Origin of the sequence: Nonomuraea sp. ATR24 (assembly GCF_041950485.1) — a bacterium.
In the GTDB taxonomy this organism is placed as follows: Bacteria; Actinomycetota; Actinomycetes; order Streptosporangiales; family Streptosporangiaceae; genus Nonomuraea; species Nonomuraea ceibae.
In genome coordinates, this window is the sequence record NZ_JBGNUU010000002.1 from 236,639 (window position 1) to 250,533 (window position 13,895).

The 13,895-nt window shown below is 73.7% G+C and carries 15 protein-coding genes and 1 riboswitch; of the genes, 7 read left to right on the plus strand and 8 right to left on the minus strand.

Features of this window, described 5'->3' with window-relative positions; translation table 11 throughout:
* Positions 1–45 precede the first annotated feature (45 nt).
* The gene (locus ACBI99_RS04955; RefSeq protein WP_375071748.1) at positions 46–846 is read right to left on the minus strand and encodes a peptidoglycan-binding protein; all 801 of its coding nucleotides are present in this window, start codon (positions 844–846) and stop codon (positions 46–48) included.
* 114 nt (positions 847–960) lie between these two features.
* Between ACBI99_RS04955 and ACBI99_RS04960 the strand changes: the two genes are divergently transcribed.
* Positions 961–1,437: a YbaK/EbsC family protein gene (locus tag ACBI99_RS04960; protein ID WP_219507209.1), complete on the plus strand. Its 477-nt coding sequence runs from the start codon at positions 961–963 to the stop codon at positions 1,435–1,437.
* 51 nt (positions 1,438–1,488) lie between these two features.
* Positions 1,489–2,064 carry a GNAT family N-acetyltransferase gene (locus ACBI99_RS04965; protein WP_357586561.1) on the plus strand — a complete coding sequence of 192 codons (576 nt, stop codon included), beginning with the start codon at positions 1,489–1,491 and terminating at the stop codon, positions 2,062–2,064.
* A gap of 175 nt (positions 2,065–2,239) precedes the next feature.
* On the opposite strand, the gene ACBI99_RS04970 is transcribed toward ACBI99_RS04965, so the two are convergent.
* Both ACBI99_RS04970 and metF read right to left on the minus strand, forming a co-directional pair.
* Positions 2,240–2,842: a disulfide bond formation protein DsbA gene (locus ACBI99_RS04970; protein WP_219507206.1), complete on the minus strand. Its 603-nt coding sequence runs from the start codon at positions 2,840–2,842 to the stop codon at positions 2,240–2,242.
* A 19-nt stretch (positions 2,843–2,861) separates the two neighbouring features.
* Positions 2,862–3,782, minus strand: a complete 921-nt coding sequence (gene metF, locus ACBI99_RS04975) for a methylenetetrahydrofolate reductase [NAD(P)H] (RefSeq protein WP_219507204.1) — start codon at positions 3,780–3,782, stop codon at positions 2,862–2,864.
* 85 nt (positions 3,783–3,867) lie between these two features.
* Here metF and ACBI99_RS04980 point away from each other — a divergent pair, with 85 nt between their 5' ends.
* On the plus strand, positions 3,868–4,935 hold the full coding sequence (locus ACBI99_RS04980) for a polyprenyl synthetase family protein (protein ID WP_219507202.1): 1,068 nt from the start codon (positions 3,868–3,870) through the stop codon (positions 4,933–4,935).
* On the opposite strand, the gene thiE is transcribed toward ACBI99_RS04980, so the two are convergent.
* From thiE to ACBI99_RS04995, 3 genes are read right to left on the minus strand one after another with little or no spacing between them, the layout of a single operon-like run.
* On the minus strand, positions 4,916–5,560 hold the full coding sequence (gene thiE, locus ACBI99_RS04985) for a thiamine phosphate synthase (RefSeq protein WP_357586558.1): 645 nt from the start codon (positions 5,558–5,560) through the stop codon (positions 4,916–4,918). The two genes, ACBI99_RS04980 and thiE, sit on opposite strands and share 20 nt — an antisense overlap.
* Positions 5,538–5,912, minus strand: a complete 375-nt coding sequence (locus ACBI99_RS04990) for an Rv2175c family DNA-binding protein (protein ID WP_219507199.1) — start codon at positions 5,910–5,912, stop codon at positions 5,538–5,540. Before ACBI99_RS04990 ends, thiE begins: the two co-directional genes overlap by 23 nt.
* A gap of 30 nt (positions 5,913–5,942) precedes the next feature.
* On the minus strand, positions 5,943–7,106 hold the full coding sequence (locus tag ACBI99_RS04995; RefSeq protein WP_372455368.1) for an NAD(P)/FAD-dependent oxidoreductase: 1,164 nt from the start codon (positions 7,104–7,106) through the stop codon (positions 5,943–5,945).
* Between the two features lie 59 nt (positions 7,107–7,165).
* Positions 7,166–7,282: riboswitch (TPP riboswitch) on the plus strand.
* Between ACBI99_RS04995 and ACBI99_RS05000 the strand changes: the two genes are divergently transcribed.
* The 4 genes from ACBI99_RS05000 to pknB all read left to right on the plus strand — a co-directional run bounded on the left by ACBI99_RS05000 (position 7,272) and on the right by pknB (position 11,627).
* The gene (locus ACBI99_RS05000) at positions 7,272–8,594 is read left to right on the plus strand and encodes an FAD-dependent oxidoreductase (protein WP_375071749.1); all 1,323 of its coding nucleotides are present in this window, start codon (positions 7,272–7,274) and stop codon (positions 8,592–8,594) included. It overlaps the preceding riboswitch by 11 nt.
* Positions 8,591–8,791, plus strand: coding sequence for a sulfur carrier protein ThiS (gene thiS, locus ACBI99_RS05005; protein WP_219507196.1), 201 nt, complete (start codon positions 8,591–8,593; stop codon positions 8,789–8,791). Before ACBI99_RS05000 ends, thiS begins: the two co-directional genes overlap by 4 nt.
* A gap of 40 nt (positions 8,792–8,831) precedes the next feature.
* Positions 8,832–9,539: a thiazole synthase gene (locus ACBI99_RS05010; RefSeq protein WP_375071965.1), complete on the plus strand. Its 708-nt coding sequence runs from the start codon at positions 8,832–8,834 to the stop codon at positions 9,537–9,539.
* Between the two features lie 165 nt (positions 9,540–9,704).
* The gene (gene pknB, locus ACBI99_RS05015) at positions 9,705–11,627 is read left to right on the plus strand and encodes a Stk1 family PASTA domain-containing Ser/Thr kinase (protein WP_308125836.1); all 1,923 of its coding nucleotides are present in this window, start codon (positions 9,705–9,707) and stop codon (positions 11,625–11,627) included.
* Between the two features lie 18 nt (positions 11,628–11,645).
* Here the strand turns inward: pknB and alc are convergent, their stop codons facing one another.
* Positions 11,646–12,590 (minus strand): allantoicase, encoded by a 945-nt coding sequence (gene alc / locus ACBI99_RS05020; RefSeq protein ID WP_375071750.1) that lies wholly within the window; start codon positions 12,588–12,590, stop codon positions 11,646–11,648.
* Positions 12,591–13,877 (minus strand): allantoinase AllB, encoded by a 1,287-nt coding sequence (allB, locus tag ACBI99_RS05025; protein ID WP_375071751.1) that lies wholly within the window; start codon positions 13,875–13,877, stop codon positions 12,591–12,593.
* Positions 13,878–13,895: the final 18 nt, after the last annotated feature.

Genomic DNA, 13,895 nt, shown 5'->3' on the forward strand with positions numbered 1-13,895 from the left:
CCGATGTGGTGACGCGGACGTTATGCGGGGGTCAGCGGGCCGGGGTCAGCGCCGGAACTTGCCGCGCACGTGCACGGGGACGCCGGTGCCGAGCAGGCCGGGCAGCTCCTCGGCCACGTTCATCGGCAGCCGGACGCAGCCGTGGGAGGCGGGCTGGAGCGGCACCGACAGCGCGCCGTGGAAGGCGATCCCGCCGTTGAAGAAGATCGGGTTGTACAGCTCGCCGAGGTAGGACTTGTGCCAGCCGTCGCGGCGCCAGGTGGTCTTGTACGTGCCCGTCGGGGTGGTGGCCGAGCCGCAGAAGCGCTGCTCCTTGCCCTGCCAGACGGTGGTCTCGCAGTAGGGGATGCCGCTGCCGGAGGAGATGTGGCTGATCAGCCTGGCCTCGCCGCGCACGTACAGGACCAGGATCTGGGTGGTCAGGTTGACCTCGGCGCGGGTCGGCTTGCCGTTGGGGGCCAGGACCTTCGGGGCCTTGGGCGCCTCCAGGGCGGACCAGGTGGCCTTGCCGACGGTGCTGGTCGGCTTGATGCCGTTGACCTTCTGGAACGCCCACACGGCGGCCAGCGTGGTGCCGCCGTAGCGGCCGTCGGCCTTGCCGGGGCGGTAGCCGAGGTCCCGCAGGCGCTGCTGCAGCCAGACGACGGCCTTGCCCTTGTCGCCCAGCTTGAGCTTCTTGTCCGGCGCCGTGACCGGGGCCGAGGCGGCGGCGCCCGCGGCCAGGGGCACAGCGGCGGGCACAGCGGCGGCAGGAACGGCGGAGGGAGCGGCTGCTGACGTGTGCGCCACCGTCGTCGTGCCGCATCCGGCGAGTGCGACGGCCCCCGCCGTCAGGAGAGCGGCCATCCCAGGTCGACCCCGCACCGGTATCACCTCTCAAATCATTAACAAACGAATCAACGGACCCTATACCACCACTGGACACGGTCAAGTGATGCTCAACCTGTTTAGAGTGTGCGCATGTCTGAGAAGTTGCCCGCCAACGCGATACGCGTGGAAGCCGCGCTCCGGAGCCTGGGAGCGGCCGGCGAGATCGTCGTCCTGCCGGAGAAGGCGCCCACCGCCGCCACCGCGGCGGCCCAGCTCGGCTGCGAGGTCGGCGCGATCGCCAACAGCCTGATCTTCGACGCCGACGGTGAGCCGCTGCTGGTGCTGACCAGCGGCGCGCACCGGGTCGACGTGGAGCTCGTCGCGCGCACCGCCGGCGTGCGGAAGGTGCGCCGGGCCACGCCGGAGTTCGTCAGGGAGGCGACCGGGCAGCCGATCGGCGGCGTGGCGCCCGTGGGTCACCCGGCTCCGGTGCGCACACTGGTGGACACCTGGCTGGGCAAGCACGAGGTGGTGTGGGCCGCGGGCGGCCATCCGCACACGGTGTTCCCGACGACGTTCGACGAGCTCGTGCGCATCACCGGCGGCACCCCGGCCGACGTCGAGTAGGCGCGTGACGGCGTGCCGGGCGCGTGGCCCGGACGGGAGTAGGGTGCGACGATGATCGAGTTTCGCGGTGCGGGGCCCGCCGAGTTCGCCGAGCGGCTGGACACGGTGATCGGCATCTACACCGCCGCCATGCGCCCGCCCGCCGAGCAGATCGCCGGCCGCACCACAATCATGCGAAATCATGGGACATATCCCTATTTCCAGTGCTACTTCGCAGAATTGCACGATTCACCCCGTACGGCCAGTCCGCTGGTCGTCGGGTTCGCGTACGGGTTCCGCGGCGCGCCGGGCCAGTGGTGGCACGAGGTCGTGCTGCGGGCCCTGCGCGAGCGCGCGGGCGACGAGGCCGCCGAGGCCTGGATGGGCCACGCCTTCGAGCTGGCCGAGATCCACGTGCACCCCGACTACCAGGGCAAGGGCATCGGCCGCGCGATGATCACCACGCTGTGCGCCGGCCGCCCCGAGCGCACCGCGGTCCTGTCGACGCACGACCGGCCGACGGCCGCCCGCCACCTCTACGCCAGCATGGGCTTCACCGACCTGCTGACCGGCTTCGTCTTCCCCGGCGGCCACGAGGCGTACGCGATCGCGGCCCGCCCGCTCCCCCTCCCGCCGCCCACCGCCTGACGCCTTCCGCCAGCCTCCGCCTGACGCCTCCCGCCGCCCTTCGCCTGACGCGAGGTTTTATCAGGCTTGGCACGGGGCACGAAACATTACAGAGAGCACACGCTCTTTTACTCTCCGATCGCAGGTCCCCTGCCGTCACCCGCCCGGTCCCCCTGCGGGCGGGTGGCGGCGCCGCTCAGCGCAGCACGGGGTTCGCCCTCGGCCGGCCCTTGAGCTCGTGGAAGTGCGGGGTGCCGGCCACCAGCAGCACGCCGTCCCACAGCCGCCCGGCCGCCTCGCCCTCGGGCACGCGGGAGATCACCGGGCCGAAGAAGGCGACGCGCTCCCCCGGTGACGTGGTCACGGCGACGACCGGCGTGCCCGACTCGCCGCCGATCGCGGCCATCGCCCTTGCGTGCGAGGCCCGTACGAGGTCGTCGGACTCGGGGGTGAGCGCCGCGTCGGCGAGGTCCTCCGGCAGGCCGGCGGCCCGCAGGGCCGTCGTCAGGTCGCCGAGCCAGTCCTGGTCGTCGCCGCCGGTGGTCCACAGCGCGGTGTAGAGCCGGCCGAGCGCGTCGGAGCCGTAGCGGTCGGCCACGGAGGCGCACAGCCGGGCGGGCACCCACAGGTAGCCCTCCGGGTCGCCCTCGGGATCGTCGTCGCGGCCCTCGTTGAGCACCGACAGGCTCATCACGTGCCAGCGTGCCTCGACCGGCCGCACCCGGGTCACCTCCACGAGCCAGCGGGAGGTGAGCCACGTGTAGGGGCAGGACGGGTCGAGCCAGAAGTCTGCGATCATCCGTCCAGTCAACAGGAGATCAGCCCGGGACGGGCGCCGGCTCGATCCGCTGGAACACCTCGCGCGAGGCGCTGGAGCGGTTGAAGGTGATGAAGTGGATGCCGGGGGCGCCCTCGTCGAGCAGCCGCTGGCACAGCTCGGCGCCGTGCTCGATGCCGAGCGCGCGCACGGCGGCCGGGTCGTCGGCGACGGCCTCGAAGCGGGCCGCCACGTCGGGCGGGAACGGCGCGCCGGACAGCTGCTCGGAGCGGGCGATCGTGCTCATCTGCGTCACCGGCATCACGCACGGGATGATCGGCGTGTCGCAGCCCCGGGCCGCCACCCTGTCGCGCAGCCGCAGGTAGTCGTCGGCCTGGAAGAACATCTGCGTGATCGCGTAATCGGCCCCGGCGCGGCACTTGCGCACGAAGAACTCGGTGTCGGACTCGATGGACGGCGAGCGCGGGTGCTTGTAGGGGAAGGCGGCCACGCCCACGCAGAAGTCGCCGGCCTGGCGGATCAGCCGCACCAGCTCCTCGGCGTAGAGGACGCCCTCGGGGTGCTGGACCCACTCGCCGCCCGGGTCGCCGGGCGGGTCGCCGCGCACGGCCAGGATGTTGCGCACCCCGGCGTCGGCGAAGCGGCCGACCAGGTGGCGCAGCTCGCGCACGGAGTGGTTGACGGCGGTGAAGTGGGCGACGGGCGTCAGCGTGGTGCCGCGCGCGACCCGCTCCACGATGTCGACGGTGCGGTCCCGGGTGGTGCCGCCCGCGCCGTAGGTCACCGAGACGAACGTCGGCCGCAGCGACTCCAGCTCCCTGATCGCCTTCCACAGCTGGCGCTCGCCCTCGTCGGTCTTCGGCGGGAAGAACTCGAAGGAGAACGACCGGCCGCCGGAGGCGAGCAGCTCCCGGACGGTGGGGACGCGATCGGGCAGGACGGAGGGTCGACCAAGGGCCATGCGACAAGATTACCCGGTGGCCGCGCGGCGCCCGACTCTCTACCTGCTCGGTATAGCCGATATGTCCGGCCACTAGTCTCAAGGCATGAGCACAGACGCCGCGAAGATGGACAACCTGCGCGCCCAGGTGGACCGTCGCATCAGGCAGTTCGTCGAACGGCAGTTGCCCGTCACCGGCGACCCCGACCTGGAACCGCTGCGCACCGCCGCCGACGAGCTGCTGGCGGGCGGCAAGAGACTGCGCCCGGCCTTCTGCTACTGGGGCTGGCGAGGCGCCGGAGGCGGCGACGTGCCGGAGATCTTCACCGCCGCCGCCTCGCTGGAGCTGCTGCAGGCCAGCGCCCTGGTGCACGACGACGTGATGGACAAGAGCGACCTGCGCCGGGGCATGCCCGCCGCCCACCGGCGCTTCCAGACGCTGCACGAGAAGTCGGGCTGGCACGGCTCGGCCACGCAGTTCGGCGAGGGCGCCGCGATCCTGCTCGGCAACCTGCTGCTGATCTGGTCGGGCGAGATGTGGCGCACCAGCGGCCTGCCCGCGCGGGCGCTGGCGGCGGCCCAGCCGGTGCACGACCACATGCGCACCGAGCTCATGTGCGGCCAGTATCTCGACCTGCTGGAGCAGGCGCACGGCGAGAACACCTTCGACTCGGCGCTGCGCGTGGCCCTGTACAAGAGCGGCAAGTACTCCGTCGAGCACCCGCTCCGTCTCGGCCTGGCGCTCGCCTCCGGCGGCCTGGAGCCGTGGATCGACGAGCTGTGCACCACGTACGGCACCCGGGTCGGCATCGCCTTCCAGCTGCGCGACGACATCCTCGGCGTGTTCGGCGACCCCGCGCAGACCGGCAAGCCGGCCGGCGACGACCTGCGCGAGGGCAAGCGGACGATGCTGGTGGCGCGCACCCTGGCCGCCGCCACCCCCGAGCAGGCCGGCGTGGTGCGCCGCCTGCTCGGCGACCCCGCGCTCGACGAGCCGGGCGTGGCCGCGCTGCGCGAGATCATCGAAGGCACGGGCGCGCTGCGGGCGTGCGAGGACATGATCGGCGACTATCTCGGCGAGGCGCTCGCCTCGCTCGACCAGGCGCCGATCACGCCCGAAGCCCGCACCGCGCTGGCCGGGCTCGCCGTGGCGGCTACGTCGCGGCGGACGTGAGCCGCTTGGCGAACTCGGCGGCGGCTGCCCCGGGGTCGTCGGCCTCGGTGATGGCGCGCACCACCACGACGCGGCGGACCCCGTAGGACATGACCTCGTCCAGGTTGGCCAGGTCGATGCCGCCGATGCCGAACCAGGGCCGGTCACTGCCGAGCGCCGCCGCGTGCCGGAGCAGCGACGGGCCCGGCGCGTGCCGGCCCGGCTTGGTCGGCGTGGGCCAGATCGGCCCACAGCAGAAATAGTCGACGCCCTCCTCCACCGCCGCGGCGGAAGCCTCGGCGGCGGAGTGGGTGGACCGACCGATGACGATGTCGTCGCCGAGCATTTCTCGCGCGACCGTCACCGGAAGGTCGTCCTGCCCCAGATGGAGCACGTCAGGCCGGGCGGCGAAGGCGATGTCGGCCCGGTCGTTGACCGCCAGCAGCCGGCCGTGCCGGTCGCAGGCGTCGCGGAAGACCTCCAGGAGCGCGAGCTCCTCGCGCGCCTCCAGGCCCTTCTCCCGCAACTGGACGATGTCCACGCCGCCGGCCAGCGCCGCGTCGAGGAACTCGGCCAGGTCGCCCCTGTCACGCCGCCCGTCGGTGCACAGGTAGAGGCGGGCGTCAGAAAGCGAGGGCTTGGGCACGGCGCTTGACCTCGGTGTGACGACCGGCCTTGATCGCCTGAACGGGCGACCCCGGCAGCGAGTCGTCAGGGGTGAACAGCCAGCGCAGCGCCTCCACATCGTCGTACCCGGCGTCGCGGAGCACGGTCAGCGTGCCCGGAAGGCCTTTCACCACGTCCTTTCCGTCGAGGAACACCGCGGGCACCTGTGGCCCGCCGCTGCCGCGGCGCACGCCGAGCAGCTTGTGATCCTTGAGGAGTTGCTTGGCCCGTCCCATCGAGAGGTCGAGGCGCTGGGCCACTTCGGGGAGAGTGAGCCACTCGTCAACGAGCTGGTCGGTCTCCCGGTCGATCTGTGCAACAGAAAGCGTCACGAAACCACAACTACCACATGCCGCGCTTGCTCAAACAACACAATCCCGTAGGGGTACATCTGGATCTACCAGGCGTTCCGCGTCCAGACGACGGCCCTCCTGAATGATCCGGCGGCCCTGCACGAGGTCGCGGGGCCGGTCGACGGCCAGCACCGCCGCCAGCCCGCCCTCGGCCGTCAGCCAGCAGGCCGACCACTTGCCCTCCGGCCCGCCCCGGTAGAGCAGGCGCTCGCCCGCCGGGTGGTGGCCGGCGTACTGCACCATGTGGCCGAACTGCTCCGACCAGAAGTACGGGACCGGATCGTACACGGCCTCCTCGCCCAGCAGCGTCGCGGCGGCCACCTCCGGGGCGCTCAGCGCGGTGTCCCAGTGCTCCACGCGCAGCCGGGTGCCGTAGCGGCTCGACCACCAGGCGGCGCAGTCGCCCACCGCCACCACGCCGGGCAGCGACGTGCGCAGCCGCTCGTCCGTGACCACGCCGTTGTGCAGGTCGACGTCCGAGCCCGCCAGCCACTCCACGGCCGGGCGGACGCCGATGCCCGCCACCACCACGTGCGCCTCCACGAACCCGCCGCCGACCAGCTCCACGCCGCCCTCGTCGACCGACGCGACCATCGTGTCCAGCCGCAGGTCGATGCCGTCGTACCAGCTCTCCGTCCGGGCGCCGATCTCCTCGCCGACCGCCTGCGCCAGCGGGGTCCGGCCCGCCTCCAGCACGGTGACGGCGCAGCCGGCCCGGCGGGCGGCCGTGGCCACCTCCGCGCCGATCCAGCCCGCGCCCGCGACCACCACCCGCGCGCCCGGCACCAGGCGGGCCCGCAGCTCCAGCGAGTCGTCCAGCGTCCGCAGCACGTGCTGCGGGCCGTCACCCGGCAGCGGGATCGGCTCCGCGCCCGTCGCGATCACCAGGCCGTCGTAACCCAGCTCGCCCTCGGTCGTCTCCACCACGCCCGCACGCAGCGACTTGGCCGAGACGCCCGGCCGGAAATCCACCTCCAGCGCGTCCAGGTCGGAGTCGACGAAGCTGGAGTCGGCGGAGCCCAGCAGCACCGCCTTCGACAACGGCGGCCGATCGTAGGGCCGGTGCCGTTCCTGGCCGATCAACGTGATCCGGCCGCCGAACCCCCGTGCCCGCAGCGCCTCGACGCTGCGCACGCCCGCAAGACCCGCTCCCACCACCACGACGCGATTCACGTTCATGACCATAACGGGGGCGGTGCCGCGGCGTCGCACCGAGGCCGTAGGCTGGGGGACGTAAGACGCGCGGGAGTCCGGCCGTAACCGGGCTGAGAGGAAGGCTTCACCGGGCCTTCGACCGCAAGACACCTGATCCGGATCATGCCGGCGAAGGGAGCGGACATGGACGTGATCGTGGGCGGCGGAGTCGTCGGACTGTCGATCGCCTGGCGCCTGGCCCGCTCGGGCCGCGCCGTCACCGTGGTCGACCCGGCCCCCGCTTCGGGCGCCTCCCACGCCGCGGCCGGGATGCTGGCGCCGGTCAGCGAGGTGACCTACACCGAGGAGCCGCTGCTCCGGCTCGGCATCGCCGCCCTGCGCCGCTGGCCCGCCTTCGCCGCCGACCTCACCGCCGACGCCGCCCTCCCCCCTGGAGGGACCGGCGCCCGCACGAGCGGCCCCACCGCCACCGGCGCACCCCCGCCCTCCGGGGGCGCCTCCCTGGGCGGACCTCCCGCGGGATCCGGCAGTACGGCACGGGCCGGGGGTGCGAGCGGTCCCGCCGTCTCCGGCCCCGGCAAGGCGTCCTCCCACGAGGGCGCCGCGGTTGACCCGTTCGGGGGGCTTCCGCTGCTCGGCGGGGTGCCGGCCGAGGGGCGGGACGTGCTGGATCTGCGGTCCGACGGGACGCTGGACGTGGCGTTCGGCGGGGACGACCTGGCCGCGCTCGGGGAGCTGGCCGCGTTCATGGAGAAGCTCGGCCTGCCGGTGGAGCGGCTGACCGGGCGCGAGTGCCGGCGGCTGGAGCCGATGCTGGCGCCGTCCGTGCGCGGCGGTCTGCTGGCGCCCGGCGACGCGTGGGTGGACCCGCGCCGCGTCACCGCCGCCCTGCTCGTGGCCCTGGAGCGGCGGGGCGTCCCGCTGGTACGGGAGCGCGCGGCCGGGCTGTCGCGCGAGGGCGGCCGGGTGACCGGCGTACGCCTGGAGTCCGGGGAGGAGATCTTCGGCGAGCGGGTGGTCCTGGCCGCCGGGGCGTGGAGCGCCGGGCTGGCCGACGTTCCGGTACGGCCGGTCAAGGGGCAGATCATGCGCCTGCGCTCCCCCGAGCCGCTGCTGGGCCGGTGCGTGCGCGGGATGGTGCACGGCACGCCGGTCTACCTGGTGCCCCGGGGCGACGGGGAGCTCGTGGTCGGGGCCACGCAGGAGGAGCTCGGGTTCGACACCCGGGTGACCGCCGGCGGGCTGTACGAGCTGCTGCGCGACGCCAGGGAGCTGGTCCCGGGGGTGACGGAGCTGGAGGTCGCCGACGTGGTGGCGGGGCTGCGGCCGGGCACGCCGGACAACCTGCCGATCATCGGGCCCGGCTCGGCCCCGGGGCTGGTGCTGGCCACGGGGCATTTCCGGGGCGGGGTGCTGATGGCCCCGCTCACGGCCGCGATCCTGCAGGGCGAGGAGGGCGACCTCGCGTCCCTGTGCTCACCCGCTAGATTTCGGGATATTTCATGAAATTGCTGATCAATGGAAGTACGCACGACGTGGCTGACGGCATGACCGTCGCGCAGGCCGTACAGACCCTGACCACCGCCACCACCGGCGTCGCGGTGGCCGTGAACGACGAGGTCGTCGCGCGCGGCGCGTGGGAGACGACGGCGCTGCGCGACAGCGACCGCGTGGAGGTGCTGACGGCGGTGCAAGGTGGATGACCTGATCATCGCCGGGGAGAAGTTCTCCTCCCGGCTCATCATGGGCACCGGCGGCGCGCCGTCGCTGGAGGTGCTGGACCAGGCGCTGGCCGCGTCGGGCACCGAGCTGACGACGGTGGCCATGCGGCGGCTCGACCCGGCCGCCCGCGGCTCGGTGCTGGACGTGCTGCGCGAGCGCGGCATCAAGGTGCTGCCCAACACGGCGGGCTGCTTCACCGCGGGCGACGCGGTGCTGACGGCCCGGCTCGCCCGGGAGGCGCTGGGCACCTCGTGGGTCAAGCTGGAGGTCATCGCCGACGAGCGGACCCTGCTGCCCGACCCGATCGAGACGTTCGACGCGGCCGAGCGGCTCGTGGCCGACGGGTTCACCGTGCTGCCGTACATCGGCGACGACCCGGCGCTGGCCCGCCGGCTGGAGCAGGCCGGGTGCGCGGCGGTGATGCCGCTGGGCGCGCCGATCGGCTCCGGGCTGGGCATCCGCAACCCGCACAACATCGAGCTGATCGTCGAGGCGGCCGGGGTCCCGGTCATCCTGGACGCGGGCATCGGCACGGCCAGTGACGCGGCGCTGGCGATGGAGCTGGGCTGCGACGCCGTGCTCCTGGCCACCGCCGTGACGCGGGCCCAGCGGCCCGACCTGATGGCTGCGGCGATGCGCGAGGCGGTCCGCGCGGGCCGCATGGCGCGGCAGGCGGGGCGCATCCCGCGCCGCCGCTACGCCGAGGCGTCCTCCCCGCTGGCCCCCTGACGGGACGTTCTTCCCGTCTGCCGGGGGCGCACCGGCTCTCCGGGGCCGGTGCCGGGGGGGCCTGTGCGACGGCGGGGCACGTGAGAGGCCGGGCGGGGCACGGGTCGGCATCGGTTTCGGATGGTCAGGCCCTCCCGGGTGCGAAACGCCCGTAAACTCAGCGGGGTGGACACGACGACTGCCGACCCGTTGGTCGGCCGGCTGCTCGATGGACGCTACCGCGTCGAGTCCCGGATCGCCCGGGGCGGCATGGCGACCGTCTACCTCGCGCTCGACATCCGGCTGGACCGGACCGTCGCGCTGAAGGTCATGCACCGCTCGCTCGCCGACGACCCGGCGTTCGTGCGCAGGTTCATCGGCGAGGCGAAGTCGGTGGCCAGCCTCTCCCACCCCAACGTGGTGCACGTCTTCGACCAGGGCACCGACACCGACGTGGTCTATCTGTCGATGGAGTACGTGCCGGGCAAGACGCTGCGTGACATCCTGCGCGAGCGCGACCGGCTGCCGGCCCGCGAGGCGCTGGAGATCATGATCCCGGTGCTGGCGGCGCTCGGCGCGGCCCACCAGGCCGGGATGGTCCACCGTGACGTCAAGCCCGAGAACGTGCTGCTGACCGCCGACGGCCGGGTCAAGGTCGTGGACTTCGGCCTGGCCAGGGCGATCGAGGCGACCAACCAGACGCGCACCGGCGTGATGATCGGCACGATCGGCTACATGTCGCCCGAGCAGGTGACGACCGGCGGCGCCGACGTGCGCAGCGACGTCTACGCGGCGGGCATCATGCTGTTCGAGCTGGTCACCGGCAGGCAGCCGTACGACGGCGAGACGCCCATGTCGGTGGCCTACCGGCACGTCCACGACACGGTCCCGGTGCCGTCGTCGCTGATCCACGACGTGCCGCCGCAGATCGACGCGCTGGTGGCGCACGCCACGGCCCGCGAGCCGCACGACCGCCCGGCCGACGCGACCGCGATGCTGGTGGCGGCCGTCGAGGCGCACCGCACGCTGCCCCGGCTGAGCGAGCCCGGCCGCGCGTCCGGCGCCCACTCCAGGCCGCACCCGATGCCGTCCACGATGCCGCCCGCCGCCGCTCCCGCGCACACGCTGATCCAGCCGCGCGCCGAGGTGCCGGCCGCGCCGCCGCCCCCGCCGCGCGGGCGGGGCAAGGGCGGCGGGTTCCGGCCCAACTGGTTCCTGGTGGGGCTGGCCGCGGTGATGGTCGTCGCCGTGGCGCTGACCGGCCTCTACTTCTCGCAGAAGACGCTGGCCGTGGTGCCCGACCTCGTCGGCAAGAACCTCGCGGTCGCCGAGCAGAACGCCCGCAACCTGGGCTTCAAGGTCCGCCGCGTGGAGGGCCGCCACGACGAGGAGGTGGCCGAGGGGCTCGTCCTGGAGATGGACCCGGCCGCCAAGACCGAGGTCGAGGCCGGGCAGACGATCACGCTGGTGCCGTCGCTCGGCCCCAAGCGGGTGCTGGTGCCGAAGGTGCAGGGCCTGACCGAGCAGGACGCCCGCAACGCGATCGGCAGCGCCGGCCTGACCGTGGGCAAGGTCCGCCGCCTGCAGAACCTGGAGGTCGCGCGCAACTCCGTCATCCGCACCTCCCCGCAGGTGGGCGAGAAGGTCAAGGAGGGCGCCAAGATCGACCTGTACGTGAGCGCCGGGCTGGTGATGCCCGACGTCGACGGCATGCCGAAGGACCAGGCCGCCGCGTTCCTCAGCCAGCAGGGCTTCCAGGTGCAGGTCACCGAGGTCGACGACGACGCTGAGCCGTGCACGGTGATCGCGCAGGCGCCCAAGGCCAAGGCGGAGGTCGACCAGGGCATCCCGGCGATGATCACGGTGTCGCGCTGCCAGACGGACTTCTGGCACTGGTTCAACGGTGACCAGGAGGCCCGCGACGACCAGCAGTTCGTCATCGTGCCGCAGGTGATGGGCAAGAACGTCAACGACGCCCGCAACGAGCTGCGGGCGCTGGGCTTCCGGGTGCGGGTGCGCACGGTGGGCGGCGGCGGCGTGGTGCGTTTCCAGCGTCCGGCCCCCAACAGCGAACGCCCGCCCAACTCCGAGGTGCTGCTCTGGCACTAGCCGCCCGGCGCTGAGAGGTCAGGCCAGGGTGCCGAGCAGGCGTACTCTGGCCAGCCCGCCGTCGGGGTGGATGTCGACGCGTACGCGCTCGACGGGCTCGGTGTGGCTCAGCCGGAAGCGGTGCGGCGTGTCGGGCAGCAGCGGGGTCGCCGGCAGCAGCTCGATCTCGCGGTCGCCGTCGAGGCCGGTGAGCGTGACGGCGGCGGGCGCGTTGTGCAGCAGGTGGGTGGTGTCGATCTCGGCGACCCTGATGAGGCCGCGCCCGGCCAGCCGGATGACCAGCCAGTCGTTGCCGCCGTCGCGGCGGCGCGCGGTCTCCCAGCCTTCGGCCTGGTGGCGGGGCAGGCCGGGGGCGATGACGTGGTGCGGCTCGGAGTAGAACGCGTCGGAGCAGGCGGTGACCAGCCCGCCGTTGGCCATGGCCGCCAGGTCGAGGCCGAGCCCCTCGTACACCGACAGGTCGGCTCGGGGCTCGCCGTGCACCCGCAGCCGGGCGACGCCGCCGTCGGGGAAGATGTTCAGCCGCACGTGCGTCCAGCGGCGCTCGCCCGTGACCTCGAACGGGTGGGCGGCGTCGCCGCCGAGCGGGCTGCGCGGCACGATCTCCGTCCACGCCGCCCCGGCCAGCTCGGCGGGCGCAGGATGCCCGGCGACCTCGGCGGCCTCGACGGACGCGGACGAGGGATGGTTGCCGGTGAACCAGGCGGTGTCGACGACGACGCCGCGGATCACGCCGGGCAGGCCGAGCCGCACCAGCGCCCAGTCGTGGCCGGGCTCGCGGCGGCGGCGGGTCTCCCAGCCGTCGTAGACCTGCCCCTTGCCGCCGAACGTGGCGGGCCGGAACTCCGGGCGGCCGGGCCTGATCAGCGCCTCCTTCTCGGCGAACGCCTCGTCGCTGGCGGCGACGACCGCTCCGCCGTGGCCGCGCAGCGCGAGGTCGGGCAGGTGGGTGAAGCTCGGCATCTACGTTCCCCTCAGCAAGGTCCCGTGCGGCACGCCGTCGGCGGGCCTGCCGCGCAGCCAGGTGGTCAGGACGGCGCCCCTGAGCGCGTGGCCGTGGTAGGGCGTGATCGGGTGGCGGTGGTGCAGCCGTGCTGCGTCGACGGGCTCGACGGCGTCGGGGTCGAAGGCCACCAGGTCGGCGTCGTTGCCGGGGACGATGCCGCCCTTGCCCGGCAGCCCCGCCAGCGCGGCCGGGCCCGCCGCCATCCACCTGGCCACGTCGGCGAGCCCGTGGCCGCGCCGCGCCGCCTCCGTCCACACGACGCGCAGCCCGAGCTGCAGCGAGGCGACGCCGCCCCACGCGGCGGCGAAGTCGGGCACCTTGAGGTCGGCGGTGGCGGGCGAGTGGTCGGAGACGACGCAGCTCAGCACGCCCCGGGCGAGCCCGTCCCACAGCAGGTCGCGGTTGCCGGCCGAGCGGATGGGCGGGCAGCACTTGTACGCGGTGCCGCCCTCGGGCACCCGTTCGGCGTCGAGCGCCAGGTAGTGGGGGCAGGTCTCGGCGCTGACCGGCAGCCCGGCGGCTCGCGCCGCCTCCAGCACCGGCAGGCACTCGGCGCTGGAGACGTGCAGGACGTGCGCCCGCGCGCCCGTCTCGGCCGCCAGCCGGACCACCAGTTCGACCGCGCTGCGCTCGGCCGCTCCCGGCCGCGACGCCAGGAACTCCCGGTACGAGGGGCCCGCGCAGTCCGTCAGCAGCGCCGGGTCCTCGGCGTGCACGATCAGCATCCCGCCGAACCCGGCGATCTCCGCCATGACCTCCCGCAGCTCGCCCGGCCCGAGCGGCGGGAACTCCGGCACGCCCGACGGCGACAGGAAGCACTTGAACCCGTATACGCCCGCCTCGTGCAGCCGCCGCAGCTCCTTGAGGTTGCCGGGCACGGCGCCGCCCCAGAAGCCGACGTCCACGTGGCACCGGCCCTCGGCGGCGCGCCGCTTCACGGCGAGCGCGGCGGCGTCCACGGTCGGCGGGAGCGAGTTGAGCGGCATGTCGACGATCGTCGTGACTCCTCCGGCCGCGGCGGCCCTGGTGGCGCTGGCGAACCCCTCCCAGTGCGTGCGGCCGGGCTCGTTCACGTGCACGTGCGTGTCGACCAGGCCGGGCAGCAGCGCCAGGTCGCGCAGGTCGACGTCCTCGGCGGCGGCCAGCTCGGCGTCGTACGGGCACAGCGCCTCGATCCGGCCGCCGCGCACCGCCACGGCCACCGGCCGCACCCCGTCGGGCGTCACCCCCCTCCGCGACCGCACCACCAGCTCGTACGCACC

What these genes read in the sequence shown, in the direction of transcription:
- ACBI99_RS05010 (WP_375071965.1), top strand. Translation starts at nt 8,832, where the DNA reads ATGGGCACCGGCGGCGCGCCGTCGCTGGAGGTGCTGGACCAGGCGCTG.
- ACBI99_RS04970 (WP_219507206.1), bottom strand. Translation starts at nt 2,842, where the DNA reads ATGATCGCAGACTTCTGGCTCGACCCGTCCTGCCCCTACACGTGGCTC.
- thiS (WP_219507196.1), top strand. Translation starts at nt 8,591, where the DNA reads ATGAAATTGCTGATCAATGGAAGTACGCACGACGTGGCTGACGGCATG.
- ACBI99_RS05000 (WP_375071749.1), top strand. Translation starts at nt 7,272, where the DNA reads ATGGACGTGATCGTGGGCGGCGGAGTCGTCGGACTGTCGATCGCCTGG.
- ACBI99_RS04965 (WP_357586561.1), top strand. Translation starts at nt 1,489, where the DNA reads ATGATCGAGTTTCGCGGTGCGGGGCCCGCCGAGTTCGCCGAGCGGCTG.
- ACBI99_RS04960 (WP_219507209.1), top strand. Translation starts at nt 961, where the DNA reads ATGTCTGAGAAGTTGCCCGCCAACGCGATACGCGTGGAAGCCGCGCTC.
- ACBI99_RS04955 (WP_375071748.1), bottom strand. Translation starts at nt 846, where the DNA reads ATGGCCGCTCTCCTGACGGCGGGGGCCGTCGCACTCGCCGGATGCGGC.
- alc (WP_375071750.1), bottom strand. Translation starts at nt 12,590, where the DNA reads ATGCCGAGCTTCACCCACCTGCCCGACCTCGCGCTGCGCGGCCACGGC.
- ACBI99_RS04980 (WP_219507202.1), top strand. Translation starts at nt 3,868, where the DNA reads ATGAGCACAGACGCCGCGAAGATGGACAACCTGCGCGCCCAGGTGGAC.
- metF (WP_219507204.1), bottom strand. Translation starts at nt 3,782, where the DNA reads ATGGCCCTTGGTCGACCCTCCGTCCTGCCCGATCGCGTCCCCACCGTC.